At 44.3% G+C, this 23,813-nt stretch carries 32 protein-coding genes; 17 read left to right on the top strand and 15 right to left on the bottom strand.

Going from position 1 to position 23,813, the window contains the following annotated elements:
- Positions 1-52 precede the first annotated feature (52 nt).
- On the bottom strand, positions 53-655 hold the full coding sequence (locus ACE1CD_RS07970; RefSeq protein ID WP_374794505.1) for a hypothetical protein: 603 nt from the start codon (positions 653-655) through the stop codon (positions 53-55).
- Positions 656-904: 249 nt separating this feature from the next.
- Between ACE1CD_RS07970 and ACE1CD_RS07965 the strand changes: the two genes are divergently transcribed.
- The 4 genes from ACE1CD_RS07965 (at position 905) to ACE1CD_RS07950 (ending at position 6,092) form a co-directional block, all read left to right on the top strand.
- Entirely contained in the window at positions 905-1,132 is a 228-nt protein-coding gene (locus ACE1CD_RS07965) for a hypothetical protein (protein ID WP_374794506.1), read from the top strand.
- Between the two features lie 24 nt (positions 1,133-1,156).
- Positions 1,157-3,535 carry a dynamin family protein gene (locus ACE1CD_RS07960; protein ID WP_374794507.1) on the top strand — a complete coding sequence of 793 codons (2,379 nt, stop codon included), beginning with the start codon at positions 1,157-1,159 and terminating at the stop codon, positions 3,533-3,535.
- Positions 3,536-3,973: 438 nt separating this feature from the next.
- On the top strand, positions 3,974-5,035 hold the full coding sequence (locus tag ACE1CD_RS07955; protein WP_374794509.1) for a trypsin-like serine protease: 1,062 nt from the start codon (positions 3,974-3,976) through the stop codon (positions 5,033-5,035).
- 466 nt (positions 5,036-5,501) lie between these two features.
- On the top strand, positions 5,502-6,092 hold the full coding sequence (locus ACE1CD_RS07950) for a DUF4126 domain-containing protein (protein ID WP_374794510.1): 591 nt from the start codon (positions 5,502-5,504) through the stop codon (positions 6,090-6,092).
- Positions 6,093-6,343: 251 nt separating this feature from the next.
- Here ACE1CD_RS07950 and hemH read toward each other — a convergent pair whose 3' ends face one another.
- The gene (gene hemH, locus ACE1CD_RS07945; protein ID WP_374822956.1) at positions 6,344-7,507 is read right to left on the bottom strand and encodes a ferrochelatase; all 1,164 of its coding nucleotides are present in this window, start codon (positions 7,505-7,507) and stop codon (positions 6,344-6,346) included.
- Between the two features lie 111 nt (positions 7,508-7,618).
- Here hemH and ACE1CD_RS07940 point away from each other — a divergent pair, with 111 nt between their 5' ends.
- From ACE1CD_RS07940 to ACE1CD_RS07930, 3 genes are all read left to right on the top strand, one after another.
- Positions 7,619-8,242, top strand: a complete 624-nt coding sequence (locus ACE1CD_RS07940; RefSeq protein WP_374822953.1) for a class I SAM-dependent methyltransferase — start codon at positions 7,619-7,621, stop codon at positions 8,240-8,242.
- A 288-nt stretch (positions 8,243-8,530) separates the two neighbouring features.
- A complete protein-coding gene (gene zds / locus ACE1CD_RS07935; protein ID WP_374822950.1) occupies positions 8,531-9,967 on the top strand; it encodes a 9,9'-di-cis-zeta-carotene desaturase in 1,437 nt (478 codons plus the stop codon).
- A gap of 97 nt (positions 9,968-10,064) precedes the next feature.
- Entirely contained in the window at positions 10,065-10,511 is a 447-nt protein-coding gene (locus ACE1CD_RS07930; RefSeq protein WP_374794514.1) for an SRPBCC family protein, read from the top strand.
- A gap of 2 nt (positions 10,512-10,513) precedes the next feature.
- Here the strand turns inward: ACE1CD_RS07930 and ACE1CD_RS07925 are convergent, their stop codons facing one another.
- Positions 10,514-11,896, bottom strand: coding sequence for a glycoside hydrolase 100 family protein (locus ACE1CD_RS07925; RefSeq protein ID WP_374794515.1), 1,383 nt, complete (start codon positions 11,894-11,896; stop codon positions 10,514-10,516).
- 237 nt (positions 11,897-12,133) lie between these two features.
- On the opposite strand from ACE1CD_RS07925, the gene ACE1CD_RS07920 reads away from it, so the two are divergent.
- Positions 12,134-12,976, top strand: coding sequence for a hypothetical protein (locus tag ACE1CD_RS07920; RefSeq protein WP_374822947.1), 843 nt, complete (start codon positions 12,134-12,136; stop codon positions 12,974-12,976).
- Positions 12,977-13,039: 63 nt separating this feature from the next.
- On the opposite strand, the gene ACE1CD_RS07915 is transcribed toward ACE1CD_RS07920, so the two are convergent.
- From ACE1CD_RS07915 to ACE1CD_RS07905, 3 genes are all read right to left on the bottom strand, one after another.
- Entirely contained in the window at positions 13,040-13,399 is a 360-nt protein-coding gene (locus tag ACE1CD_RS07915) for a DUF4279 domain-containing protein (protein WP_374822944.1), read from the bottom strand.
- A gap of 176 nt (positions 13,400-13,575) precedes the next feature.
- Entirely contained in the window at positions 13,576-15,654 is a 2,079-nt protein-coding gene (locus tag ACE1CD_RS07910; RefSeq protein ID WP_374822941.1) for a flotillin family protein, read from the bottom strand.
- Positions 15,655-15,721: 67 nt separating this feature from the next.
- Positions 15,722-16,444 (bottom strand): DUF1449 domain-containing protein, encoded by a 723-nt coding sequence (locus ACE1CD_RS07905; protein WP_374794519.1) that lies wholly within the window; start codon positions 16,442-16,444, stop codon positions 15,722-15,724.
- A 100-nt stretch (positions 16,445-16,544) separates the two neighbouring features.
- Between ACE1CD_RS07905 and ACE1CD_RS07900 the strand changes: the two genes are divergently transcribed.
- The 3 genes from ACE1CD_RS07900 to ACE1CD_RS07890 all read left to right on the top strand — a co-directional run bounded on the left by ACE1CD_RS07900 (position 16,545) and on the right by ACE1CD_RS07890 (position 17,947).
- Positions 16,545-16,913, top strand: coding sequence for a VOC family protein (locus ACE1CD_RS07900; protein WP_374794520.1), 369 nt, complete (start codon positions 16,545-16,547; stop codon positions 16,911-16,913).
- A gap of 118 nt (positions 16,914-17,031) precedes the next feature.
- Complete coding sequence (locus ACE1CD_RS07895) at positions 17,032-17,556, top strand: type II toxin-antitoxin system HigB family toxin (protein WP_374794521.1); 525 nt, start codon at positions 17,032-17,034, stop codon at positions 17,554-17,556.
- Positions 17,540-17,947, top strand: coding sequence for a type II toxin-antitoxin system HigA family antitoxin (locus tag ACE1CD_RS07890; RefSeq protein ID WP_374794522.1), 408 nt, complete (start codon positions 17,540-17,542; stop codon positions 17,945-17,947). The genes ACE1CD_RS07895 and ACE1CD_RS07890 overlap by 17 nt, the downstream gene beginning before the upstream one ends.
- Before the next feature lie 117 nt (positions 17,948-18,064).
- Here the strand turns inward: ACE1CD_RS07890 and ACE1CD_RS07885 are convergent, their stop codons facing one another.
- Positions 18,065-18,274 carry a hypothetical protein gene (locus ACE1CD_RS07885; protein WP_374794523.1) on the bottom strand — a complete coding sequence of 70 codons (210 nt, stop codon included), beginning with the start codon at positions 18,272-18,274 and terminating at the stop codon, positions 18,065-18,067.
- A gap of 162 nt (positions 18,275-18,436) precedes the next feature.
- Between ACE1CD_RS07885 and ACE1CD_RS07880 the strand changes: the two genes are divergently transcribed.
- Together ACE1CD_RS07880 and ACE1CD_RS07875 are read left to right on the top strand one after the other, a co-directional pair.
- Positions 18,437-18,694: a type II toxin-antitoxin system ParD family antitoxin gene (locus tag ACE1CD_RS07880; RefSeq protein WP_374794524.1), complete on the top strand. Its 258-nt coding sequence runs from the start codon at positions 18,437-18,439 to the stop codon at positions 18,692-18,694.
- Positions 18,691-19,011, top strand: a complete 321-nt coding sequence (locus ACE1CD_RS07875) for a type II toxin-antitoxin system RelE/ParE family toxin (RefSeq protein WP_374794525.1) — start codon at positions 18,691-18,693, stop codon at positions 19,009-19,011. Before ACE1CD_RS07880 ends, ACE1CD_RS07875 begins: the two co-directional genes overlap by 4 nt.
- A gap of 77 nt (positions 19,012-19,088) precedes the next feature.
- On the opposite strand, the gene ACE1CD_RS07870 is transcribed toward ACE1CD_RS07875, so the two are convergent.
- Positions 19,089-19,373 (bottom strand): type II toxin-antitoxin system YafQ family toxin, encoded by a 285-nt coding sequence (locus tag ACE1CD_RS07870; RefSeq protein WP_374794526.1) that lies wholly within the window; start codon positions 19,371-19,373, stop codon positions 19,089-19,091.
- A complete protein-coding gene (locus ACE1CD_RS07865; protein ID WP_374794527.1) occupies positions 19,370-19,582 on the bottom strand; it encodes a hypothetical protein in 213 nt (70 codons plus the stop codon). The genes ACE1CD_RS07870 and ACE1CD_RS07865 overlap by 4 nt, the downstream gene beginning before the upstream one ends.
- Positions 19,583-19,919: 337 nt before the next feature.
- Between ACE1CD_RS07865 and ACE1CD_RS07860 the strand changes: the two genes are divergently transcribed.
- Positions 19,920-20,270, top strand: a complete 351-nt coding sequence (locus tag ACE1CD_RS07860) for a hypothetical protein (RefSeq protein WP_374794528.1) — start codon at positions 19,920-19,922, stop codon at positions 20,268-20,270.
- A complete protein-coding gene (locus ACE1CD_RS07855) occupies positions 20,267-20,437 on the top strand; it encodes a hypothetical protein (protein WP_374794529.1) in 171 nt (56 codons plus the stop codon). Before ACE1CD_RS07860 ends, ACE1CD_RS07855 begins: the two co-directional genes overlap by 4 nt.
- Before the next feature lie 206 nt (positions 20,438-20,643).
- Here ACE1CD_RS07855 and ACE1CD_RS07850 read toward each other — a convergent pair whose 3' ends face one another.
- The 3 genes from ACE1CD_RS07850 to ACE1CD_RS07840 are packed head-to-tail and all read right to left on the bottom strand — an operon-like array spanning position 20,644 to position 21,391.
- The gene (locus tag ACE1CD_RS07850; protein WP_374794530.1) at positions 20,644-20,883 is read right to left on the bottom strand and encodes a hypothetical protein; all 240 of its coding nucleotides are present in this window, start codon (positions 20,881-20,883) and stop codon (positions 20,644-20,646) included.
- Positions 20,884-20,894: 11 nt separating this feature from the next.
- On the bottom strand, positions 20,895-21,176 hold the full coding sequence (locus ACE1CD_RS07845) for a hypothetical protein (RefSeq protein WP_374822938.1): 282 nt from the start codon (positions 21,174-21,176) through the stop codon (positions 20,895-20,897).
- Positions 21,146-21,391, bottom strand: a complete 246-nt coding sequence (locus tag ACE1CD_RS07840) for a hypothetical protein (RefSeq protein ID WP_374822935.1) — start codon at positions 21,389-21,391, stop codon at positions 21,146-21,148. The genes ACE1CD_RS07845 and ACE1CD_RS07840 overlap by 31 nt, the downstream gene beginning before the upstream one ends.
- Positions 21,392-21,455: 64 nt before the next feature.
- Here ACE1CD_RS07840 and ACE1CD_RS07835 point away from each other — a divergent pair, with 64 nt between their 5' ends.
- Positions 21,456-21,686, top strand: a complete 231-nt coding sequence (locus ACE1CD_RS07835) for a hypothetical protein (protein ID WP_374822933.1) — start codon at positions 21,456-21,458, stop codon at positions 21,684-21,686.
- Entirely contained in the window at positions 21,686-22,045 is a 360-nt protein-coding gene (locus tag ACE1CD_RS07830) for a type II toxin-antitoxin system PemK/MazF family toxin (protein ID WP_374794540.1), read from the top strand. Before ACE1CD_RS07835 ends, ACE1CD_RS07830 begins: the two co-directional genes overlap by 1 nt.
- Before the next feature lie 254 nt (positions 22,046-22,299).
- Here ACE1CD_RS07830 and ACE1CD_RS07825 read toward each other — a convergent pair whose 3' ends face one another.
- The 3 genes from ACE1CD_RS07825 to ACE1CD_RS07815 all read right to left on the bottom strand — a co-directional run bounded on the left by ACE1CD_RS07825 (position 22,300) and on the right by ACE1CD_RS07815 (position 23,753).
- The gene (locus tag ACE1CD_RS07825; protein WP_374794541.1) at positions 22,300-22,803 is read right to left on the bottom strand and encodes a hypothetical protein; all 504 of its coding nucleotides are present in this window, start codon (positions 22,801-22,803) and stop codon (positions 22,300-22,302) included.
- A 9-nt stretch (positions 22,804-22,812) separates the two neighbouring features.
- Positions 22,813-23,181, bottom strand: coding sequence for a hypothetical protein (locus ACE1CD_RS07820; protein ID WP_374794542.1), 369 nt, complete (start codon positions 23,179-23,181; stop codon positions 22,813-22,815).
- Positions 23,182-23,357: 176 nt separating this feature from the next.
- Positions 23,358-23,753 carry a hypothetical protein gene (locus tag ACE1CD_RS07815; protein WP_374822930.1) on the bottom strand — a complete coding sequence of 132 codons (396 nt, stop codon included), beginning with the start codon at positions 23,751-23,753 and terminating at the stop codon, positions 23,358-23,360.
- Between the last annotated feature and the right edge of the window lie 60 nt (positions 23,754-23,813).

The raw sequence follows: 23,813 nt of genomic DNA, 5'->3' as shown, positions 1-23,813 counted from the left end.
ATGTTTCTTTTCTAGTCAAGTCTGACGGCGAATAAATTCGCCGTGTCGCATTTCATCCACCGAATAAATTACGGCGGCTTTCATGCTCCCGATTTTCTTTAGGTAATGTGCCAGATTGTCTTAGTTGAGCGTTGGCGGGTAAGTTTGTATTGTTGGACACCTTCTCGAATACCATTGCGTTGGACTTAAAAGCAGAAGGTCTGGGTTGTCCGGAATTAATATCATTTAGCTGCATACGCAACTTGCCATCAGCAGTAAACTCAAAAATGGTTGGGGCTGTTTTGTTATCGCTTGTGGTCAAGTCAATCTGCATGGGCGAACTTGTTGAGGAAGCAACTCGGTATCTCAGCTGCATTGCCGGCGCAGTATTTGAGTTTGATGGCAAGACGATAAATAATTTGCTATCTGGTGCAAAAATCAAGGTGAGAGAGCTATTTGCAGAAACTTTTGTTTGCCATTGTCCGGTCAATCGTTGCACAACGGAATCTGCATTTTTAGTTAATTGTTGCGAAACTAACCGTCCTGCTATGGGTTCGGCTTTAACGGAGTAGCCGACTGCACAAAGCAATCCTACCAGCAGGCTGGATGCGATCGATTTGCCGATCGCTGGGAATGCAGCTAAACGATTTGTTTGGTTGTGGACAGGGTTGAACATGAACTTTTAGCACTGAAATCAACTCGATCTTAGCAACGCCCCTATTTTTTATCTCCAGTTCATTAGACATCTCCTCCAAAAGAATCTCAGAGACAGGCAGGATGCCTACCCCACAAGAATTTTTGGAGATGTCTATTAGACCTCTCCGCCAAAAGAATCTCAAAGGGCAGGCAGGATGCCTACCCCACAAGAATTTTTGCAGATGTCTATTAGACCTCTCCTGCAAAAGAATCTCAAAGGGCAGGCAGGATGCCTACCCCACAAGAATTTTTGCAGATGTCTATTGAGGTATTGCGGAAAGTATTGACGCTGCGATCTCGCCCTTTGTGCCATAGTATGAGGGGCGAACCGCACAAAAAAACCGACTTTCCAGTTCAGATCGAGATCCCGCCACAATTGTCTATTGTGGGATCGAAGCGTTATCCTTATTTGGTTTCAGTAGCTCTGTATACAACCAGAAGCGATATAACTGTTTAGTAAAGAGATCGGGGAGTGAGTCAAATGAAAGCTGATGCGCCCAAACCTAATGTGCAAGACCTGCAAACCCAGATACTTGAGTTGTTGGGGCAAGTCAGCGGTCTGATCGATAGCGCAGGTACAGCCCTCAGAACTGATAGCGGTAGCGAGAAATACGGGAAATTTCACCAAGAAGTCAGCGAAGCCGCCCGTAATGTAGAAGAATTGGAACTGCGAATGGCGATCGTTGCCCCGATGAAGGCCGGGAAATCGACGATCGTAAATGCGATCGTCGGTCAAGAAATTCTGCCTAGCAGAAATGCCGCCATGACGACTCTACCGACCGAGATAATTTGCGATCCCGAACTCAAAGAACCTACACTAATCCTCCATTCCCACATTCAACAAACTTTTCGCGAAACGTTTTCTGCCTTGCAGCGGAAAGTTAATGAGTTAGGTATGGAACGAGTGCAGGAAAAAATTGCACAGTACCCTCATCTGGCAAAGCTACCTGAAAAAATTCAGGGAATGTCTAAACTTTCCATCCATGAAAAGATTGTCGGGCGTCAGCAAATTATTAACAGTTTGCGTGCTTTAAACGATATTATCCGCGTGTGCAGCGTTTTAGATCCCCTGGCAGACCCACTTCAGTCTCTGATGGATGTGCCGCGTATATATACACCATTTTGGCATTTGCAAAACACTGCACAAACAGAAAAAATCGGCAAATTGGTGATTGTGGATACGCCTGGGCCAAACGAAGCGGGGGAAAATCTTCGACTGGCAAATGTGGTTTCCGATCAGCTAAGAGCAAGTTCGGTAGTTTTAATTGTACTCAATTTTACAGGGCTGAACACCAAGGCAGAAGAAGAAGTTAAAAAGGATGTTCAGAAGGTTATAGATTTACGAGGTAAAGATAATTTATACGTGCTGGTTAATAAAGTCGATCAGCGCAAAGATGGCGACATGACGACAGAGCAAGTACGCCAATTTGTGACCGCTGAATTCGGTTTGGGTGATGGCGATAACACCAATCGAGTATTTGAAATCTCGGCAAGATGGGCATTTTCTGCTACTAACTTTTTAGTCGAATTAGAACAAAATCCCAAAGTAGAAATTGCTCAGATGAAAACAGCGCGATCGCTAGCCCAAGATGTATTCCCGATCGACTGGGAAGAAGAACTAGAAGAAACGACTGTAGAGCAAATGAAGCGGAAAGCGGAAAAGCTGTGGAAAAAATCCGGCTTCGACCCGTTTTTGCAAAAAGCGATCGATGCACTCATGATAGAAGCAGCGCCTCGGTGTATTATCTCTTCCCTCAACATTACTCGCGCTCGTCTTGTGGAATTACTAGAAGATATGCAGATCCGCAGCAGCGCTATTCACGAAGATGGCGAAAAATTACGGTCAGAAGTTGTGGCGCTGGAAGCAGATATGCAGAGTATTGAAGAGTGTCGCAGTCGTTTGCAAGAATTAGATCGAATTAAAAGCAATCTTTATGAGGAATTCAATAATATTTTGGAATCCGTGAAAAAAGAAGGGAAAATAAGCGTCGAAAGCTACTTCAGCGAAGAAGAATACCAACGCGCTGATTTTATGAAAAAAGGAGGGATGAAAGCCAAAAACTTTTTGAATTGGATTTCCCAACAAGTCAAATCAACTACTTTAGAAAAAAAATACCAAACTTCTATTGAATTTCCCACGCTCAGAGAGGCAGAAGAATTTGCAGATACAGCGGTAGCTTATGCCAAAGAGAAAGTTGATATACTGCTAGAAAATGTGCGCGAAAATACAGGCGAACAAATCGAGCGATCGCGTCAAGATATGCTGGAGTTTCTGGACGAGCAGACCAAACCAATTGTAGATCGGGCCCGCGAGCGCTTGAACGAAAATTTTAACTTAGACTTATCATTGCCAAAATTAAGATTGGACTCCGATTACTATATCGACTTGAATAAACCGCTTGTGATGCGTCATACCAGGACAATAGACCAGGGTTACACTGAAGTTGTTAAAAGTAGAAGGTCGTTTTTTCATTACTTATGGCTAGTTCCATTTGAGGTGACAGAAAAAATCAAACGACCTAACAAAGTGGAAAATTTCTACACAGTTTCTCTGCAAGGGATAGTTTATGAAGTTAATAAGATCGTAGACCAAAACATTAGTACGATAAAACAGGGAATTAATCAGTACCTGGATGAAGATTTTCAGCAACGAATTAATGACTTTTTTAACGATCTCGATCGCTATCTCAGTAACTATCGAGACAGTTTGAAACAGGCACAGGAAGACCAGAAGTTATCTATCGAAGGCAAAGGAAAATTGATAGAAGCACTTAATTCTTTGGTTCCCCAAATTAAGGAGCAAATCAAAAATGCCGATAACTATCTAAAATACACAGACAAGTTTATGTCGCTTAAGTAATTCACCAGTCAAAATTAAAATCCCTTTGGGCGTTTTGAGTGCCTCCATACTATTAAGAACTATTAAAGTTTGGGGGATGCTCTAGCCAATAGATTAACCGTATTTTACTGTGCGATCGCGACAAGTATGGCCTAATTCGTAATGCAGTTTCGGCACTACTAACAAAAGCGATCGATCGCATAATATATAGCTAGGGACTAGGGGCTATGGTGTCGGGCGTCGGGTAAGAAAGGTTTATTATCAAGGGTTTCAGGAATTAAGAATGCCTTAATCGCCGATTCGGTTGCTATATATACAATTTACTTAACAGCATATATTTGTATATGAAGTATTATTATTTGTTCGTGAAGAATATATAAAGTTAGGTAAAAGCACGGAACTGGAAATATTGGCTTTAACTTTATCGTTTAAGTATACAGTTAGCAAAAGTAATTCTATATGAAGATTAATCGCTTACTTACGTCAACATTAGCGGCTGCGATCGCGACAGCAAGCACGAGTGCGATCGCAGAAGCTGGTACTATTCGGCACGATCGATCCGATACACAGTACAGAAATCTGGCTAATCTTTTTCCCAGCGTCGGTAGTCTCAACATCAGAAGCTCATCCGGTGGATGGCTTTGTTCCGGAACCCTTCTCAATTCCACCTGGTTGCTAACAGCTGCCCACTGCGTCGAAGGCGCACGAAATGGTTTATTTACCGTTGGCGGCAGCAACTATGCCATCAACGCGGCGCTTACCAACAACGGCTGGTTCAACAGCTATGGCGATCCCAGTGCAGGCTATGACCTGGGTTTGTTCCGACTCAGCAGCAGAGTAACAAATGTTACCCCAGCTTCGTTGTTTACCGGACGCAACGAAGATATGCAGATCGGTACTTATGTGGGTTTTGGCGCTACCGGCACTGGTTTGACAGGCTACTACAACTCTAGTAGCGCCACCAAACGTGCAGGACAAAACACGATCGGACTTGGCACGCGACTCGGTTATTCCGATCGCATACTCGTATCGGATTTCGATGACCCCCGCTTAGCGACATCAGATCCCCTCAGCCAGCCAGTCAACTTGGAATACAGCATTGCACCCGGAGATAGCGGCGGGGGGTTATTCATCAACGGCTTGCTAGCAGGCGTTAACTCTTTTATCTCCGCAACAGATGGTTCTGTTAATGCTGACTATGGCGACATTTCAGCAGCTACGAGAGTTTCTTCCTTTGCCACTTGGATTAACAACGTGCTGCGAAATGCACCATCCAGTTCCAGTACCATTGGCACTAGCAACTCCAGCAACATCTTTTCAGGTTCTTTCGCTTATGAACCATCGACGTTTGACGATTGGGAAGGTTTGCCGGAAATTGAATTTTTGGAAGACATTTACGACGATATCGAAGTGGATATCGAAGTGAAGTCCGTACCCGAACCTTCTGCTATTATTGGTTTGCTTTCGGTAGGTTGTTTGTTAGCACTATTTCGGCGTCGTAAGGCAGCATCTATAGATTGACCGTTTTTAGTGTGCGATCGCCACAAGTATCGCCAAATGCGTAATGAAGTTTCGGCACTACTGACAAAAGCGATCGCACAGTATATCTACAACCTCTTCAAAGCACAATTTGATTACAGGTTTACACAAATCATTTAGGCTTAATTGATTATTTTATCATAAATTTTGAGCGCCTTTTGCTGTAATAACACTTATAGGTTATTTTCGCATAAAGCCAGTCGTAAGTTAACTCTGTAAAGGATGGCAGAAAATTTCAATCAACCCAAAGCGACTTAGTAGAGATTATGGTAAGAAATTTGCAAACTGGCCAATAAATCTACACTCTTAGAGGGCATAGAGGTAACATCAAAGACTTAATTATCAGTCCAGATGGACAGATCCTACTCAGATGGTTAAACTTAAGAAAAATTAAGCTATAGCCAACTGCTCTTTGAGACGGTTGGCTAAGCGAACAGGCTGATTTATTATGATTGAGCTACTAGCCGCACTCTCTGCTGCTGCGGCGGTAGGAGTCGGGAGAATTGCCCTGCCCCTACTGTTAATTGGCCTTTTCCAGGGAGATAATCTTTGGTCTCGCGTACCTATTCTCTCTCTGATTCATCCGCAGGTAGTAGTGGGAGTGCTTACCAGTTGGTCTTTATTTGAGTTGTTTGCCTCGAAAAAGTTGTTGGGGCAGCGCGTCCTGCAAATTGTTCATCTCTTGTTTAGCCCCATCGTCGGAGCGATTATGGGGGTTGCTGTTGCCGAGATTACTGATGCCCCCGGTTGGTTAATTATTGTAATTAGCATAGTTGGTGGCTTATTGGCGCTTGTGCTGCAACTTGTTCAAGTTGGCTTGTTCTTTCGATTGCGCGGTTTACCCTTGTGGGCTGTCTTTGTTCAAGATGCCTTGTGTGTGGCGCTCGTACTTTTAGCCTTTGACGCGCCCAGACAGGGTGGGTTAATTGCGATGATTTTGCTGTGGTTGGCAATTCGCAGCTCTGGTGATTGGTATCGCTGGTACAAACAAAGTAAGCGTTTACCGGGAAGGAGAGGCTACAAAAGCAACCCCGATTGATTTTAGGGGATAGGGCGTCGGGGAAGAAGCGGTAGAATTAAGAACATTAGACATCTGCTCCAAAAGAATTTCTCTCGGCAGGCAGGATGCCTACCCCACAAGAATTTTTGGTATTGTTCGCAGAAACCCGGTTTCTTCAAGAAACCGGGTTTCTTTACCTCGCGTTTCTTTGCCTTGAGATTTAAGATTTCAGATTCATTTTTCGATCGAAAATCCAAAATCCAAAATCTAAAATCCAAAATCTAAAATTCCTACAGCAGTCCGACCAAGTGCAGTGGCCCCTGACCGCTCATCAGCTCCAAGAGCAAGGCAATCAGAGCAATCATCGCCACACGACCGTTCCAAACTTCCGCAGAAGTAGTCAGCCCCCACTCCCAACGCTCTTGGGGGTACATCTTGACTTTCTTCTTCATTTGTGTTACTTCAGCAAGCTTCACACTAGGAGAGTTGAGAGCATCGATGACTAAATCTGCTAAGGCGTCAATAAATACGGGATGAGTATTGAGGGCGGGGACGCGGCGGAAGTTGTGAATGCCAGCTTCCTCAGCTAGTTCGCGGTACTCGATATCGATTTCTTCAAGTGTTTCGATATGCTCGGAGACAAAACTGATCGGCACAACTACCAAATCTTCGATTCCCTCAGATCCGAGTTTCTCAATGGCATCTTCAGTATAGGGTTTGAGCCACTCGACCGGGCCGACGCGACTTTGATAAGCGAGGACGTGGGGGTTCGGTCTATTGAGGTTTTGCATAATTAAAGCACTGCATTCCTCAATTTCTTTTTGGTAGGGGTCGCCGGCTTCTTCTACGTAGCTGACGGGGACACCGTGGGCGCTAAAAAAGACGGTAACTTCATCGCGATTGGGAAAGCGATCGAGTTCCTGGGCAATTAGATCCGCCATTGCTTGCAAATAACCGGGTTGCTCATACCAGGAACGAATGACGGTGTAGTCAATGCGGTTGAGCAAAGGGTCTTCTTGCCAGATTTTTTCCATCAGGCGGAAGCTGGAACCGCTGGTGCTGATGGAAAATTGGGGATAAAGGGGCAGAATAACCAGACGATCGATTCGATCGCGTTTGATCCTGGCAATTGCTTCCTCAGTGAAAGGATGCCAGTAGCGCATCCCAATGTATACTCTTGCCGGTTGTCCTTTTTGCTGTAAATGTGCTTCTAAAGCTTGTGCCTGGGCTTCTGTAATCTGACGCAGGGGCGAACCGCCACCAATTTGGCGATAATTTTCTTGAGATTTCTTGGCTCGCATTGTGGAGATAAACCAAGCCAGAGGTTTTTGTAGCCAGGGAAAAGGCAGGCGAATGATTTCCGGGTCGGAAAATAGGTTAAACAGAAAGGGACGGACATCTTCCAGTTGATCTGGCCCGCCCAAGTTGAGTAATAAGACCCCAGTACGCCCCATAGCTGCTAACAGTTTCCCAAAGTTTTTATATTTGTTACCGATTTTAACAATATAACCTGTTAATGGATGAAGTTAGCAACAAACTATACATAAATTCAGGAGAATTAAGCTGTGGCAACAATTTTAAGGGAGTGGAGCTATCGGTATCAGTGGTTGTACGATGCGATCGCCCGTCTTGCTGCTGTCAGCGTCGGCGGGGAAGGGCGTTTCCGCCGCTTGGCTTTACAAGGTTTAACGATCGATTCAGAAACTAAAGTGCTTGACCTCTGTTGCGGTAGCGGTCAAGCAACGCAAGTGCTGGTGCAGTACTCGCAAAACGTGACGGGATTGGATGCTTCGCCTTTATCCCTGGAACGAGCGCGGCATAACGTTCCTCAAGCCCAATATACAGAAGCTTTTGCGGAAAATATGCCTTTTGCGGACAACTGTTTCGATCTGGTGCATACCAGCGCCGCCATGCACGAGATGCAGCCCGACCAATTGCGACAAATTCTCAAAGAAGTTTACCGGGTGCTGAAACCGGGTGGGGTATTTGCACTGGTGGATTTTCACGCGCCGACGAATCCCCTATTTTGGCCGCCGATATCGTTATTTTTATGGTTGTTTGAAACGGAAACGGCATGGCAACTCATCCAAACCGATTTGCCTGGGTTGTTGGCGGAGATGGGATTTCGGGATAAACAGCAAACTTTGTATGCGGGTGGCAGTTTGCAGGTGATTTGCGCGAGGAAATGAAGAAAGGGCGTCGGGATTAGGGGCTAGGGGCTAGGGATTAGGGGCTAGCGAAGAGGAAAGAGGGAAGAGGGAAGAGGAAAGAGAGAAGAGGGAAGAGGAAAGAGGGAAAATATTAATTCTTCCGCTCCCCTGCCCCCCTGCTCCCCTGCTCCCCTGCTCCCCTGCCCCCCTGCTCCCCCGCTCCCCCACTCCCCCACTCCCCCACTCCCCCACTCCCGCTTTCCTAGTTGTCTAAAGGTCTAGTGAAATAAGATAATCACAAGACAGGAATAGAGTGGGAAAGACTGGATGCGAGTTGCAATCGTCGGAGCGGGATTGGCTGGAATGGCGGCGGCTGTCGATCTGGTCGATGCCGGTTGCGAAGTCGAAATATTTGAATCTCGTCCCTTTGTGGGAGGTAAAGTCGGTAGCTGGGTAGATGCCGATGGCAATCATGTGGAGATGGGTTTGCACGTCTTTTTTGGTTGCTACTACCAGCTATTCGATTTGATGAAGAAGGTGGGTGCGATCGAAAATCTGCGCCTGAAAGAACATACCCACAGCTTCGTTAACAGGGGAGGAATAACGGGTGCGTTGGATTTTCGCTTTTTCACCGGTGCGCCTTTCAACGGTTTAAAGGCATTTTTCACCACGTCGCAACTCTCGGTGCCAGACAAAATTCAGAATGCGATCGCACTTGGCACCAGTCCTCTAGTACGCGGCTTGGTTGACTTCGATGGCGCGATGAAAACGATCCGCGCCCTTGATAAAATTAGCTTTGCCGATTGGTTCCGCAGTCACGGCGGTTCGGAAGGCAGCATTAAGCGAATGTGGAATCCGATCGCCTACGCACTCGGCTTTATTGATTGCGAAAATATTTCCGCTCGCTGTATGCTCACCATTTTCCAGTTTTTTGCTGCCAAAACGGAAGCATCGGTGTTGCGAATGCTGGAAGGTTCTCCCGATGAATACCTGCACAAACCGATCGTGCGCTATCTGGAAGCGCGAGGGACGAAAATTTATACCCGTCGTCGAGTGCGGCAAATTCTGTTTGCAGGGGAAAAAGAAGCAACCCGCGTTAATGGTTTGATTGTTGCCAACGGCGAAACGGAAGAAACGATCGTCGCCGATGCCTATATCTGCGCTTGCGATGTGCCGGGTATTCAGCGCCTTCTCCCCGAAGAGTGGCGCAAGTGGAAGGAGTTCGACAATATATATAAGTTAGATGCAGTGCCGGTGGCGACGGTACAATTGCGGTTTGATGGTTGGGTGACGGAACTCCACGATGCCGAGGCGCGGAAACAGTTGGAGCGTGCGGTGGGAATTGATAATCTGTTATATACGCCAGATGCTGACTTTTCCTGTTTTGCTGACTTGGCTTTAACTAGCCCATCGGATTATTATCGGGAAGGACAAGGTTCGCTGTTGCAGCTGGTGCTGACACCGGGAGATCCGTTTATCAAGGAAAGCAATGAAGCGATCGCACAGCACGTCCTCAAACAAGTTTGCGATCTCTTCCCCTCGGCGCGAGACTTAAACATGACTTGGTACAGCGTAGTCAAACTCGCCCAGTCTCTCTACCGCGAAGCACCCGGTATGGACCCCTATCGTCCTCCCCAAAAAACTCCCATCGCTAACTTCTTCCTTGCAGGTAGTTACACTCAACAAGACTACATCGATAGTATGGAAGGAGCTACCCTTTCCGGGCGTCAAGCAGCCAAAGCAATTTTAGATTCTAAATCTTAGATTTCAGATTTGAGATTTGAGATTTTAATTAAATTTGAAATCTCAAATCTGCAATTTGAAATTCCCCATCCCCCATCCCCTATTCCCCATCCCCAAAATGTCCGATTGGCTAGAACATAGCGTACAAGTAGAAGTCCAGGTTCCCATCGAATTTGCATGGAATCTTTGGTCCGATCTAGAACAGATGCCCCGCTGGATGAAGTGGATTGAATCTGTCAAAGTTCTGGAAGATAATCCCGAATTATCTCGTTGGAAACTCGCGACGGGCGGTTTTGAATTCACATGGCTTTCCCGCATTCTCAAAATAGTCCCAAATCAAATTATCCAATGGGAATCGGTGAGCGGTTTGCCCAATCGAGGCGCGATTCGCTTTTACGATCGCCACAGTAGCAGTATTGTCAAGCTGTCGGTAGCTTATGCTATTCCCGGTTGGCTGGGCAAATTGATGGATAATCTCTTTTTGGGGCGTGTTGTTGAATCGACTATCCAAGCAGATTTAGAACGATTTAAAGAATACGCTCTCAAAGCTTACGCGCAATCTTAGAATTATTCAATTTCAGGGTATTCATCAAAACAAACTAATTTTAAACGAGCGGGGTTTTCCATTAGCTCTTTTGCTAATAAGTAACCCGCGATCGTCCAAGTTTGATATCTCCTCGCTTCTTTGCCAATCAGTCTGCCATTTTTACCATCATAGTATTCTGGCCATTCATCTTTACTCAAACGTTTTTCGGCAATTTTAATGGCTTTATCTGCTAGTTCCGGTCTACCCATTTTCAGAGATGCTGCTGTCAACATCCAGAGCAAAACAGGCCAACTGCCACCATTATGATAAGACCAAGGTCTATTTTTAGGATCGCAACCGGTCAGTATTTTCCATTCTATGTCTTCCAACGCTGGAAAACATAGTTTCATCGGCATATCTCCAACCAGATTTTTCCATCGGGTTTCAATCAGATATAAAATGCCTAACGACTGCTGCCGATCGGTCAAAGCAGAAACGATCGCCATTAAATTTCCTAAAGAAAAGAAGCGGCAATCGATTTGCGATGGCCCAAGATTGCCTGCTAAATAACCGCCTTCTTCTGGTAGCCAATCTATGAGTCTATAAAATGGAATTGAATCTGAATATATATTGAATTTATTGAGAGCTTCTTCTCCATACTCCTCAACTCTGAAGCGATAAATCACATTCAAACGGTGATTGTCTAGCCAATAATGTTCGCGAATATGGTCAATCAAAGCCGGAAGACGACTGCGAATTGCTTTAATCAGGTATTGATTATCTCGATCGGGAAAAAGAAGTTCGCCACCTGCACGCAAAGCGGCATAAAATAAAGATTGAATATCTAAAGGATGTCCGTAAAGACCCATGCGGCGATCGATCATACTCGCGCCATCAGGAACCAAAAGGGTGGGGTACATATCAAAGCGAGCGACTAAGCACAGTTCCATAATCAGCCTGATACCCTCTTGGAAATCCGGTCGATAGACTAGATCGGTATCTTTTGTGCAATTAACATACGCTCGCAATAGTATCATCCACCAAAGGCAAGAATCAACGGGTGCAACTCTAGCGATCGCGTGTTCGCCAAAATCTGCTTTCAGGCGTTCTTTTCCATGTACCGATTCCACCTTGAAGCTAGCTGGCATCAAACCTCGACCGGGTTTAGAAGAAAGCAATTGCCTTTCTTTTGGCTGTAACTTTAAGGTTTCTTCAAGAAAATTGCGGACTATTTCCGATCTACCTTTGAGCAGAAAAACCAGCGCACTGGAGACAAAATCGCGGATAAAACACTGGTCGTAATTGAGCGCTTCTACATCCGGATCGCGAGCTGCGATCGTCCCCACCGGGCGTCCTTGATAGTAAATAATTGAATTTTCTAATGCTGACCAAGCTTCTTTTACAGCAGAATCTTCTACGATCATCTGACCCCTCTTTAAATAAAGACTTTACCAATTTTACTATTCCAACGTCCGAGCAGAAAAAGCCAACTTTCATCCCTATGGCAGATGGCAACTTTAGATTAACCTTATTTTAATATAGAATTAATTGCTTGTTAATTAAATTCATCCGGCCTAGCTTAGATCGATTGAAATTTGAAGTTGCCTACTGCGTCTGGGCGGAAGTTTTGCACGTTTAAAGTTTACCTAACTGAAAAATAAATGCGAGTGAAGAAAAACAGCAATCAAAATCTAACTTCGGTAAATAGCGATATTAGCCCACCAAACCAAGACTCAGATACTTTAATTATTTCAGAGCTTGCGTCCACTAATATTGAGATTTATCTCCCTGTGAGTAAAACAGTCAAATTTTTGAGTTTGATTGTTGTTGCGCTCACTTTGGTAAGTATAATTACACAGTTCACACTGTACTATCTGCCTTACTACCCCTCAAGAGAAGCATTAGTACGATTATTTAATGTTGATGGCGAAGCCAACATTCCGGCGGTATACTCCACAGCTACACTATTATTTTGTGCCATTCTTCTCGCGATTATTGCCCATGCGAAAAAAGTAGCAGGAAACCGCTACTCTCCCCAGTGGAAAGCGCTGTCAATTATTTTTGTGTTTTTGTCGTTGGACGAGTTAGTCAGTCTCCACGAAGAACTGATTAACCCAATGCGATCGCTATTCCATACCAGCGGTTTCTTGTACTTCGCATGGGTGATTCCTGGTGGAATTTTTGTAATTATTTGCCTGCTGATGTTTATGCAATTTCTTGCTGCTTTGCCAAAAAATACAAGGCGTTTATTTTTTCTGGCTGGCGGCATCTTCATTTCTGGTACACTCGGCGTAGAAATGGTGGGTGCATATTATTCAAATTTGTACGGACAAGAAAATTTCATTTATGCGATCGTCAATACCGTGGAAGAATTGTTTGAAATGGTGGGCGTTCTTGTCTTTATTTCGGCGCTGATGTCATACATAAATTTATATGTGAAGGAGGTGGGATTGCGAGTTCGCTTTGGCGATCGCACAATCGGTCGATCGGTTAATTTGCAGTAAGCTGTGAAAAGGGTGAAAACGTGGTAAGGGATGCAGAGATGTTGAGGAAAAGCGATCGCACCCTCAGTCCAGCACATACAAATCCACATCAATTTCTGCATTCAGTTCACCAATTTGTTGCAAAATAAGTTTATCGAAATGAATCGCTGGAACGCTTCCACTCCGATAATAAATTACGCAAGCAATTTCAGCATAATATTGAGAGCATACCTCAACTAAAGGTAGCCAACCTACTTGCAATTGTTCGAGAACGCCAAAAAACCAATCTTGCCGATTAGACCAAATTGTTGCCAGAATTGATAACAATAGGTTAGTAATTAAGTTCTGGAGTTCATCATCTACAGCCTTTTCGTCAGATTCGAGTAATTCTTCAGCAGTTGGCAGATATTCTTGCGAATTGTACTGTACCATAATTTCCACCATTGGTATTTACTGATTATAGCGGTTTCAGTTAGATTAAGTACAGAATAGAAACCCGGTTTCTTCAAGAAACCCAGAATAGAAACCCGGTTTCTTGAAGAAACCGGGTTTCTAATTTCTTCAAGAAACCGGGTTGTACAGACTCATCTGAAAGCGGCTTTAAAAAGAGCGATCGACTTTTAGGATGTCAAACCTCCGTTATCATCTTTCCCAATAACCGTAGGTTGTGTGGAAGAAGTTTGCATCGCTGTCGTTTTTCGAGGTGATGAATCGGAAATTTGCCGCTTTGCTACTGTCGGTTGTTCTTTCGGCGATAATTTCACATCTGCTGACATTTCACCATCTAAAGAAACAGATGGTTTACTGCCATCATTACGCACCAAATGGCTGATTTGTCCAATTAATTCTCCCAATTTCCCATCTTCCAACAATGTGTTAATCAGCGCTAAACCACTTGTCGAAAGTAACAATTTATTCACATCACCAGCACCATTTCCATTGTGACTGTTTGCGCCAGGGAAAGAGTAAATGCGGGTATCTCCCAAAACACCCGGTTGTGGTGCCAAAGCTTGCACGATTTCCGGCAGTTTTTCTGACAATTCCGGCCAAATTGCGGTAATAATCTTGGCACTTAGGTTAGCGTTACTGATGGTATTTTCGGCTGAAATTTTCGCTTCAATACCTTCCGCTTCTGCCAAAGCTTTATCGCGATTTGCTTGTGCCAAAGTGCGAATAGCTTCTGCTTCCAACTCTGCCGCTTGTTGCGCGATTTCTGCTTGCCTTCTGCGTCGGAAAACATCGATTTCCACGACGTTTTGATCGGAAATACGACGTTCTTGTGCTTCTCGTTCTGCGGCAATAATCGAAAGTTGTTTATCGCGTTCGGCTTTTTCAACCGCGCTGGCTGTTGTTACTGCCGCTTCTGCTTTGGCTTTTTGCGCTTCCGCAACGAAACTTTCTCGTTTTTTGTTAGCAACTGCAATGGCGACATCTTCTTGGGCTAATTTTGCTTGTCTTTCCGATTCGGCTACTTGCACTTGCGCTTGCAGTTTGGCAGCTTCTACATTTTGCAGCCGCTCGATTTCAGCTAATTCTGCTTCGCGTTTTTGCAATGTTTGCGCTACTTTCAGTTGTTTGTTGCGTTCTTCTAGAGAAATATCTGCTTCAATTTGGCTTTGTTGGATCGCCAGCTTTTTGCGGATTTCTTCTTCTTCAACAGATTTATCTTGCAATATTTTGGTACGCAAAACTGTAGCTGCTTCGGTGTCTTTGGCGGCTTGAATTTCCCGTTGTTTTTGAGCCTTCAATGCTTCTACTTGCAATTGCTGTTCCAGTTTCGCACCTTCTTTCTCTTGGGCAATTTGCAGAGAGCGCTTTTGGGCATCCAGTTCTTTTTGTTCGATCGAAACTTGGGTTGTCAGTTCAACTTCTCGTTTTTGCTGAATCGATTTCTGAATCGTTTCCGTTCGCAGGCGCACACCTTGAGCGTCGAAGAAATTATTGGTGTCGTAGGTATCGCCTTCTTCAATTTCCGAAATCGCGATGTTATTCAGGGTTAAACCAACTCGTTTCAAATCCGGTTCGACCAAATTTAATACTTCTTGGGCAAACCCTAACTTATCCGAATCGATTTCTGCCAAATCCTTTGTTTTCGCTGCGGCGCGAATGGCATCGTCTGCCCGTTTTTCCAAAGCATTTTTAATGTTCTCTGGGGTAATTTTTCCTTGTTGAGAAAGTCGGGCAGCAGCAGTCAGCACATCTTCTTCCGAAGCAGTAATGCAGACATAAAAGGTAACTCTCATATCCGCTCTCAAATAATCTTTGGTACGGACGGCAAGTTTACCAGTGCGCTCAACATCAATGGAAATTTCTCTCAGGGGTACGCGGGTGAGTTCGTGAAATCCTGGCAGAACAATACAACCGCCGTTGAGGAACACGGTTTTCTTCTTCATAAAAACGCCGCCAGTTCTAACAAAAGCTTCGTTGGTGGGCGTAATTACATAAACCCGCGTATAAGCCCAAATGCTTACTAGCAGCAATACAACCAAAGCAGCAACAAGTCCGGCGAAGAAAGTAACTCCTCCACCTAATACATCCGCTTGTGCTAGTGTTGGCTGAATGGGTGCAGGATGAAGTGTTTGCGCCATTAACGCAGACCTGGAATCTTGCGAATTTACGTTTTTTTGCGGCTGTGTCGGTGCAGCTTCAGCGGCGGTAGCAAGGGGTAAAGATTGAATGAAAGTTAGCCAAAATAACATGGCGATTTAAACCTATTGCAAAGTTTTGATTTTGGTGAGACGAGGTGGGTGGTGCCCATTCTACTAATTACTTAACTTTTCGGTTGTTTTTTGGTGAAGTTTCTAACCAATGGTCTAGATCGGAACTCTCGTTGACGATGACGAGATAATATTGAGGCAGGCGATCGATCACCAATACTTTTTGACCCCGGCAAGGCACAACCTTCGCCCATTCCGGTAATGCGGCACTGATGGTGACAAGATTGCGAGCTGAATCGATCGCATCTACCTGACCGATTTTGCCTTGGTTTTCTACAGGAATACTGGCGGAACTAACTGTACCTATACAACCAATAATGCGATCGCTGCTGGCATCTTCCCCAAAAGATGCGAAAATTTTACCGAGCGGTCGCGCGATCGCACTACCCACAAACGAACTGATTACCAGCGCCAATAGCGCTACAATTCCTGCCAAAAAACCTTTGGGTGCATTGCCCCAGATGTTGCTTATTGCCACGTTGAGCATCCAGCCAATCAGTCCTAAAAGACTAAAATCAGTAGCCAGCAACAAAATTAGCGGTGCTTTACCGAAACCCAACCATCCGAGTATTTGCAAAGCGTTAAAGTCACCGTTGCCATCAGCGTCTGTGTCGAAGTGCAAACTACCCGCATCTGCATCAACATCGACATCCGCATCGGCGTCTAAATCGAGATCGTCGTCTCCCCCACCGGAAAAAATGACTAACAGGAACAACGAGACTCCCATTCCCAGGAAAATCCAGTAAGGTAGGTTGACTGGGTTAAACAGCATAGAGCGATCGTCTGTCTTCGGTATGAAAAACAGGCAAAACTAACTCTAAAGTAGCTGCCATACAATCATAAGTAGGGAGAAACGTTAAGATTTTTAACCTATGAAGCTGAAACGACTGGGCCACGTCGCCATTTGCGTGCAAGATATTGACAAAGCAGCTGAGTTCTACAAAAACTTGGGCATGGAGTTAGTCTGGAAAGATGCTGACTGGGCTTATCTCAAAGCTGGACAAGATGGTTTGGCGCTGTTGAGTCCGGGTTACGATCAAGCAGGGCCGCATTTTGGGTTTGTTTTCAGCGATCGATCGGAAATGGAAACTGCCTACGAACAGCTGAAAGCCCAAGGAGTTCAAGTCACTCGTATTCACGAACATCGCGATGGCACCGCTTCTTTCTACGGTCGCGATCTCGATGGTAATGGTTTTGAGTATCTTTACGAACCGGCACCTGTTGCTGCCAGCAAAAATTAGCTCAGAACCGATCGTAAAAGTCAAATTAGAGATGTTTAGACGGGACTTACGCACGCTCTTGCTTTGCGTAAGTCCTATTGGATATCTCCCACATAGAAGTGAGTAGTGGTGTGAAAAGTTGAGTGAGTGCTTGATTTTGAGAAAAGGCGATCGCTTTTTAATATTCCATAGAAAAAACAAGCGATCGCACTCAATACCCCACCAGCACGGAGATACCGAAAATGGCGATTGCCTACGGCACGCACTCGCGATCGCAATCTCATCCCCACCAGCACTAAATTTGAGTATTGCGGTACACAAGCCAGATAATAAAGATGGTGGTGCGATTGAAAAGGTTGGTGTGATGCGTGTCATTAGCCGAAAAACGCTTCGCGAATTTAGTGATGAACATTCAGATGCAAGGGAAGCCCTTTATGCTTGGTATAGAGTAGCAAGTAAAGTGATATGGCAAAACTTGCTTGATGTTCAGCAAATTTACCCCAAAGCCGAGGCAGTGGGAAACTTCACAGTGTTCAATATTAAGGGAAACCGATATCGGCTGATTGTAGATATTGTTTATGTTTCTCAAACAATCTACGTCAAATACGTTCTAACTCACGCAGAATATGACAAGGATGAATGGAAAAATGACCCGTACTTTTGATGCAAAATCTTATACAGAATTATTAGTTCGCTATCAGCCGAAACCGATCGCGACGGAGGCTGAGAACGAACGAGCGATCGCTCTTGCACAAGAACTTGAACATCGTTCGCCACGGACAGTGGAGGAAGATGTTTTTCTGGAGCTTTTGCTCGTACTGATTGAGAAGTTTGAAGAAGAAAATTATCCTATTTATACAGTCAATTATAGCTCGATGGTGCGACATTTAATGGATGCAAGGGATTTAGAAGAGTCGGACTTGATACCGATTTTAGGGTCAACCACAGCAGTTTCAGAAATTTTGATGAATAAAAGACAGATTAAGCATGATGAAGCCAGAAAACTAGCTGAGTTTTTTCGAGTTGAGATGGGTTTATTTCTGGAATCAAAATGAATGGATTAAAGTTAAGTTGAATGCGATCGCACTCAATACCCCACCAGCACTGACATCCGAAAAAGGGCGATCGCACTCAATACCCCACCAGCACTGACATAACGAAAAGGGCGATCGCTAATCAAGCTTAGGCTTACAATCAACAAAGGATAGAGCTTCTTCATCGAGATAGCCTGCGATCGCCATTTCAATTATTGCCCAGACGGGATAGTTCATTCTTTTAGCTCGCATTTCCAGTCCGTTACGAATAGTTTCGGGTAATCCTTCCAGAAAAGTTTGTGCTAATTCAGGGGAGAGATGTTCGTTGATAGCAGGCTGTGTTTGCATGGCGTTGAGAGAGAGAAAAAAGCGATCGCACTCTCCAATTGAACAAGCACGATCGCACCCACATCCATCACCAAAAAACGATCGCTTTAGCTACTGATTGGCATAAATTGACAAAATTTGCCAAATAACCTATACTGGAATCAGGGAATAGGTTAAAACCGAATGACAACGCTTAACATCTCGCTTCCAGAGTCGATGCGGGCTTTTATTGAAGAACAAGTACACAGGGGCGGCTATAGTACGGCTAGTGAGTACATCCGCCATCTAATTCGTCAAGAACAGGAACGCGCAGATCATCGGCGGTTGGAGGAACTATTATTAGAAGGTCTTGATAGTGGCGATTCTATTCAAGTAACCGATGAATGGTGGGAACAGAAACGAGTTCAACTAATGGAAAGATTTCGCAAAAAAAATAAATGACACGACGCATTTCGATTTCGCCAAGGGCAAGTTTTGACCTTGACGATCATTTTGAATACATCGCAGAAAGCAACTTTGATGCAGCGGTGAGATTTTTTGATTCAGCAAGGCAAACTTTTGCTAAAATCGCACAAACACCTGGTATTGGTAAGCGCTGTGTGGTTGAGAATCCACGTTTAGCGGGTCTGCGAAAATGGGGGGTAAAAGGTTTTGAGAATTATTTGATTTTCTATTTGGATAGTGGTGAAATTGTCGAGATTGTGCGGATACTCCACGCTGCACGCGATATCCCAACAATTTTAGAAATGGAAGAATGAGAGTGCGATCGCACCCACATCCATTAGCAAAAACGATCGCACTCTCAAATTGAACAAGCGCGATCGCACCCGTATTTTCAATACACCTCATCATGACTACCAATGTCGAGTAAGAGAATTTCCTCATCTCCTGACTCTGGATTCGCAACAAAGTCAAATACAATCCGGCAGTCATACTCCACAGTACAAGCCCAAGAGCCAGCTAACTGACCTTTGAGTTTGTGTGTTTGGAGTGATGGATCGAAAGTGTTTTCTGCCAAAAGTCTCAAGACAGCTTCAACTTTGGGCTGTAGTTCCGGGCGTTTGCGGATGATGGCTTTGTAAGCACGTTTAAACGAGCGAGCAAAAGTGATAATTTTCAACTGTTTAGCTCCGCGATCGCTTCATTAACTGTGCCTCGAAAAACGTTTCCTTTCTTGTAATCTTCTTTTCCTTGTGCAATATTAGCCGCAATTTCGGTACGACGACGATCCCTAAGTCTTCGCTGCATAATCCCTAACAGGGCAGTTTGTTCATCTAGAGACAATGTTTCGATCTCGTCTAAAATTCTATCAAAGGTTGAGGTTTGCATAGTGAGATAGCTTTGTCGGCTCAAATGGCTCTGCCTTATTTTACTATCCCTTTCATGCGATCGCACTTTATTTTGGAAGGCGATCGCTCTTTAATATTCCCTAGAAAAAACCAGCGATATGGCTAACGCCACGCACTCGCGTTCGCACTGTCCAATTGAACAAACACGATTGCGCTAACGCGCACGCACTCGCGTTCGCACCCATATCCATTAGCAAAAACGATAATGCTACGCATCGCTGCGCGATCGCACTCTCGAATTCATCTTGGCACGCTCCCACTCTATAATCTAACTAGCCCGTTTGTAATCTCATTCTCTGCTACGATATAATTACAAAATGCCTATTCCACCAGAAATTACTGCTCTTGTCGAGCAATTAAATCAAGAGCTTAATCAAGTTGAGCAGGAGGCTACCACAGGACTTACTTTAACTAGAGCTATCCTCGATCGCTTTCCCGAAAACGCGAGATTAATTCAGTTCTTTGCTTCTTTTAGCAGTGCTATGCTATTTGTTGAGACACAAAGAAGACGAATTCGCAGTATAGTAGAAAACCTTTCGGCAACACAGACAAATACAGATGAGGAAATTCAGGAAGCTGGGGAGGATTTGGCAGGTGAACTGGGTAGAGTATTAGAAACTAAAATGCTAGTTAATAATTTGAAAAGCCGTCTGGAGAATTTGCAATGACAAAACCATCTTTAAATGAACAACAATTAGCTGAGTTAGATGAAATCCTTAATTTTGCTAAAGAAGTTGAACAAAAAATCAAAGAGTTTAGTGAAGAATCAGAGAAAATTGCTCAAAAGTGGCAACGTAGAGCGGAGAAAAAACGGGCTGCGGCTGTACAGAAGTAATTAAAAAGGGAAGATGTGATGAGAGGCGATCGCTCTTTAATATTCCCTAAAACTCGCTCTTTAATATTCCATAGAAAAAAGAAGCGATATGGCTAACGCCACGCTTCGCGAACGCACTCTCCAATTGAACAAATATGATCGCTCTCGTCAGCGCACGCACTCGCGTTCGCATTAACATTCCAAAAGCACAATATTTTAACCTTAAATTAACTTAAATCGATCGATTTCAGTTGCCCGTATTTGTCAAACTGAATTGTTACCATTCCGTAAGGGCAATCAGCTGTGATAGTTTGATTTTGGAATTCTTCATCAACTACTTTGGGATCTAACTGAGGATCGTCAAATCGAATTTCTAGAAAATATCCTGAGTTGGGATCTGGCTTGGCATCTGACGCGCCTTTTTGTGCTAATATATCTTGGATTTCGGAAATATGAATTTTCGCCATCACCAGTACCTCTAGGTCAGTGGAATGAATTCACCGCTAGCAATGCGGTTTCTGACTAAGTTTGTCCGAATTGGCCCTACTGAAATTATCCGCTGACTGTCGCCAGAAAGGGTAATTCTTAAAAGTCGGCCTTCTACTTCTTGGATTATATTAATATTGTTGCTGCGGGTGTCTAAGAAACGTTGCGCTGATGGGTTGTTTACTAAGCGCAGTAGTTCATCTGTACTAATTCTACCAGCAAGACTCCCTAACCGCTCATCGTTTAATTGCTGAAATACGCTACACACCAGCATTTACATCGCCAAAAGTGCGAACGCGAGTGCGTACCGTAGGCGATCGCACTCCCACCCCCAGCAGCACTGACATCCGAAAAAGAGCGATCGCACTCAATACCCACCAGCACTGACATAGCGAAAAGGGCGATCGCACTAACATCCATCCCCAAAAGCGATAATGCTACGCATCGCTGCGCGATCGCACTCTCAAATCCCACAAGCACGATCGCCACATCATGTTATAATCTATTTAGAGTTTGTTGGTTTTGCATAATGACAACCAAAACAACAGAAATAGTGAAAACAGAATTGCTGGAAATAATCTCTAACCTCTCTTTGTCAGAACAAGAGCAAGTCCTAAAATTTGCTAGTTCCTTACATAAAAAACAATTATTTCAGGAGTGGGATAGGATTTTTGATGAAGAAGCTGAGGCTATTAAAAATGAATTTGCTCAAGAAGATTTAGCCTGGTCTGAAGCAGTTTTAAAGGATTATCTACCCAATCTGCGAAAAGAGGATATACTTTGATGCGGGGAGATGTTTATTTAGCTGATTTGAATCCAAGTAGAGGTTCAGAACAAGCTGGCATACGACCAGTTATTCTGGTACAAAGAAATACATTGGATCGCTTCACTACAACTATAGTTGTTGTTCCTATTACCAGTAATTTGCGACGTGCTAAAATACCAGGTACTATTGTCATACCTGCTGGAGAAGGTGGATTAACGCAAGAGTCAGTGGCGCTTTGTTACCAAATTGTAGTGATTGATAAGCAACGATTAATACGGCAATTGGGAACTCTTTCTGCTAGCTATTTATTAAAGCTAAAGTCAGCATTAGAGTATACATTAGAGTTGGATGAAACTGAGGACGAAAATGCAGAATAATCTGGGTAGTTTATAGCGATCGCTTTTTAATATTCCATAGAAAAAAGAAGCGATCGCACTCAATACCCCACCAGCACTGACATAGCGAAAAGGGCGATCGCACTCAATACCCCACCAGCACTGACATAGCGAAAAGGGCGATCGCACGAGAGATTAAAGACAGGCGATCGCACTCACATCCTCACCAGCACTTACATTGCAAAAGAGCGATCGCATGAGAGATTAAAGACAGGCGATCGCACTTCTTCCCCAACTTATGAAGTAATTAATTCCCCTACTAATTGTCTGAATTCTCCTGTTTGAGGATTCAACTTAAAACTGTCACCATCCATTAATCTTATCGTTAAATAATCCTCAGCGATTATAATTTCTGAGGCTAAATCTGGGAAGCCATGATTAAATCGCAACGAACCATTGGGATTAAATAATAATATTTCGTTTTCCGTCAAAACAGCCGTCACTTCTTGAATGATTTTAATCTGAATTAGGTTAGCCGTTAAAGGCATAGCAACACAAATGCGACCGCTTGACAAACAGATAGCTGCTAATTGTCGATCGATACCTATCCAAAGCAGTTTTTTATCGGTTGAATGTTCTATACTTAAATCCACTAATTCACTACACCAGCTAAGTCCGTAACACCCTAAAGTTTCTCCCAAATCTAAGCAAGCGAATTTTCGGGCGTATTCGTGAACGATAATTTGCCGAGTGGCTGGAATTTGGTTGAATTCTGATTTGCTGATGGAGCGTATTTGCATAACTGCTGGTTATTGATAAATTAAAGGAACGATCGAGGTAACTTGAGGAATGGCATTCAAGTCGCCTTGGGGATAAAAGTAACGAACGATGATAGCACCTGGCTTTTCTCCCCCACTCAATTCTACTTTTCTGGAGATATGTACGCCATATTCGTTAGTTTTTCGATCGGGAACTTCCGGGGCATTTAATCCTTCTGCAAAGATTTGTAAAAGCCGTTCTTTGCCGCCAGATGCTTCGTCAATTCCCAAAATTCTCAAGTCCCTTAAATTATCTGAGGATCGTCTTGCATTAGTGGGAGTGGATGTCACGCGACCGAAAAAGAAGTCGAATTTGCTGGCTTTGATAGTAAATCCTATGCCTTGAATCAGTTCATCCATTTTGAAAAAGGTTTGTTACCTCTCAAAAATATGTTCTTTTTGATTATTTCATAACGATCGCACTCCCATCCCCACCAGCACTGACATCGCAAAAAGGGCGATCGCACTCCCATCCTCACCAGCACTGACATCCGAAAAAGAGCGATTGCGCTAAGGCGCACGCTACGCGAACGCACTCAATACCCCATCAGCACTGACATCCGAAAAAGGGCGAACGCACTCACATCCCCACCAGCACTGACATCGCAAAAAGAGCGATCGCACTCAATACCCCACCAGCACTGACATACCGAAAAGAGAGATCGCACTCCCACCCCCACCAGCACTGACATCCCAAAAAGGGCGATCGCACTCAATACCCCACCAGCACTGACATCCGAAAAAGTACGATCGCACTCAATACCCCACCAACACTCACATACAGAAAAGGGCGATCGCACCCCCATCCCCACCAGCACTGACATCCGAAAAAGGGCGATCGCACTCACATCCCCACCAGCACTCACATAGCGAAAAGGGCGATCGCACTCAATACCCCACCAGCACTGACATCCGAAAAAGGGCGATCGCACTCAATACCCCACCAGCACTTAGATCTGAAAAAGTACGATCGTACTTCTCTACAAAATGAG

It is taken from the genome of Aerosakkonema sp. BLCC-F183, assembly GCF_041929145.1.
Classification (GTDB): domain Bacteria; phylum Cyanobacteriota; class Cyanobacteriia; order Cyanobacteriales; family Aerosakkonemataceae; genus Aerosakkonema.
The sequence above is the reverse complement of the archived record's forward strand: the minus strand, read 5'-3'. Positions and strand labels throughout refer to the sequence as shown.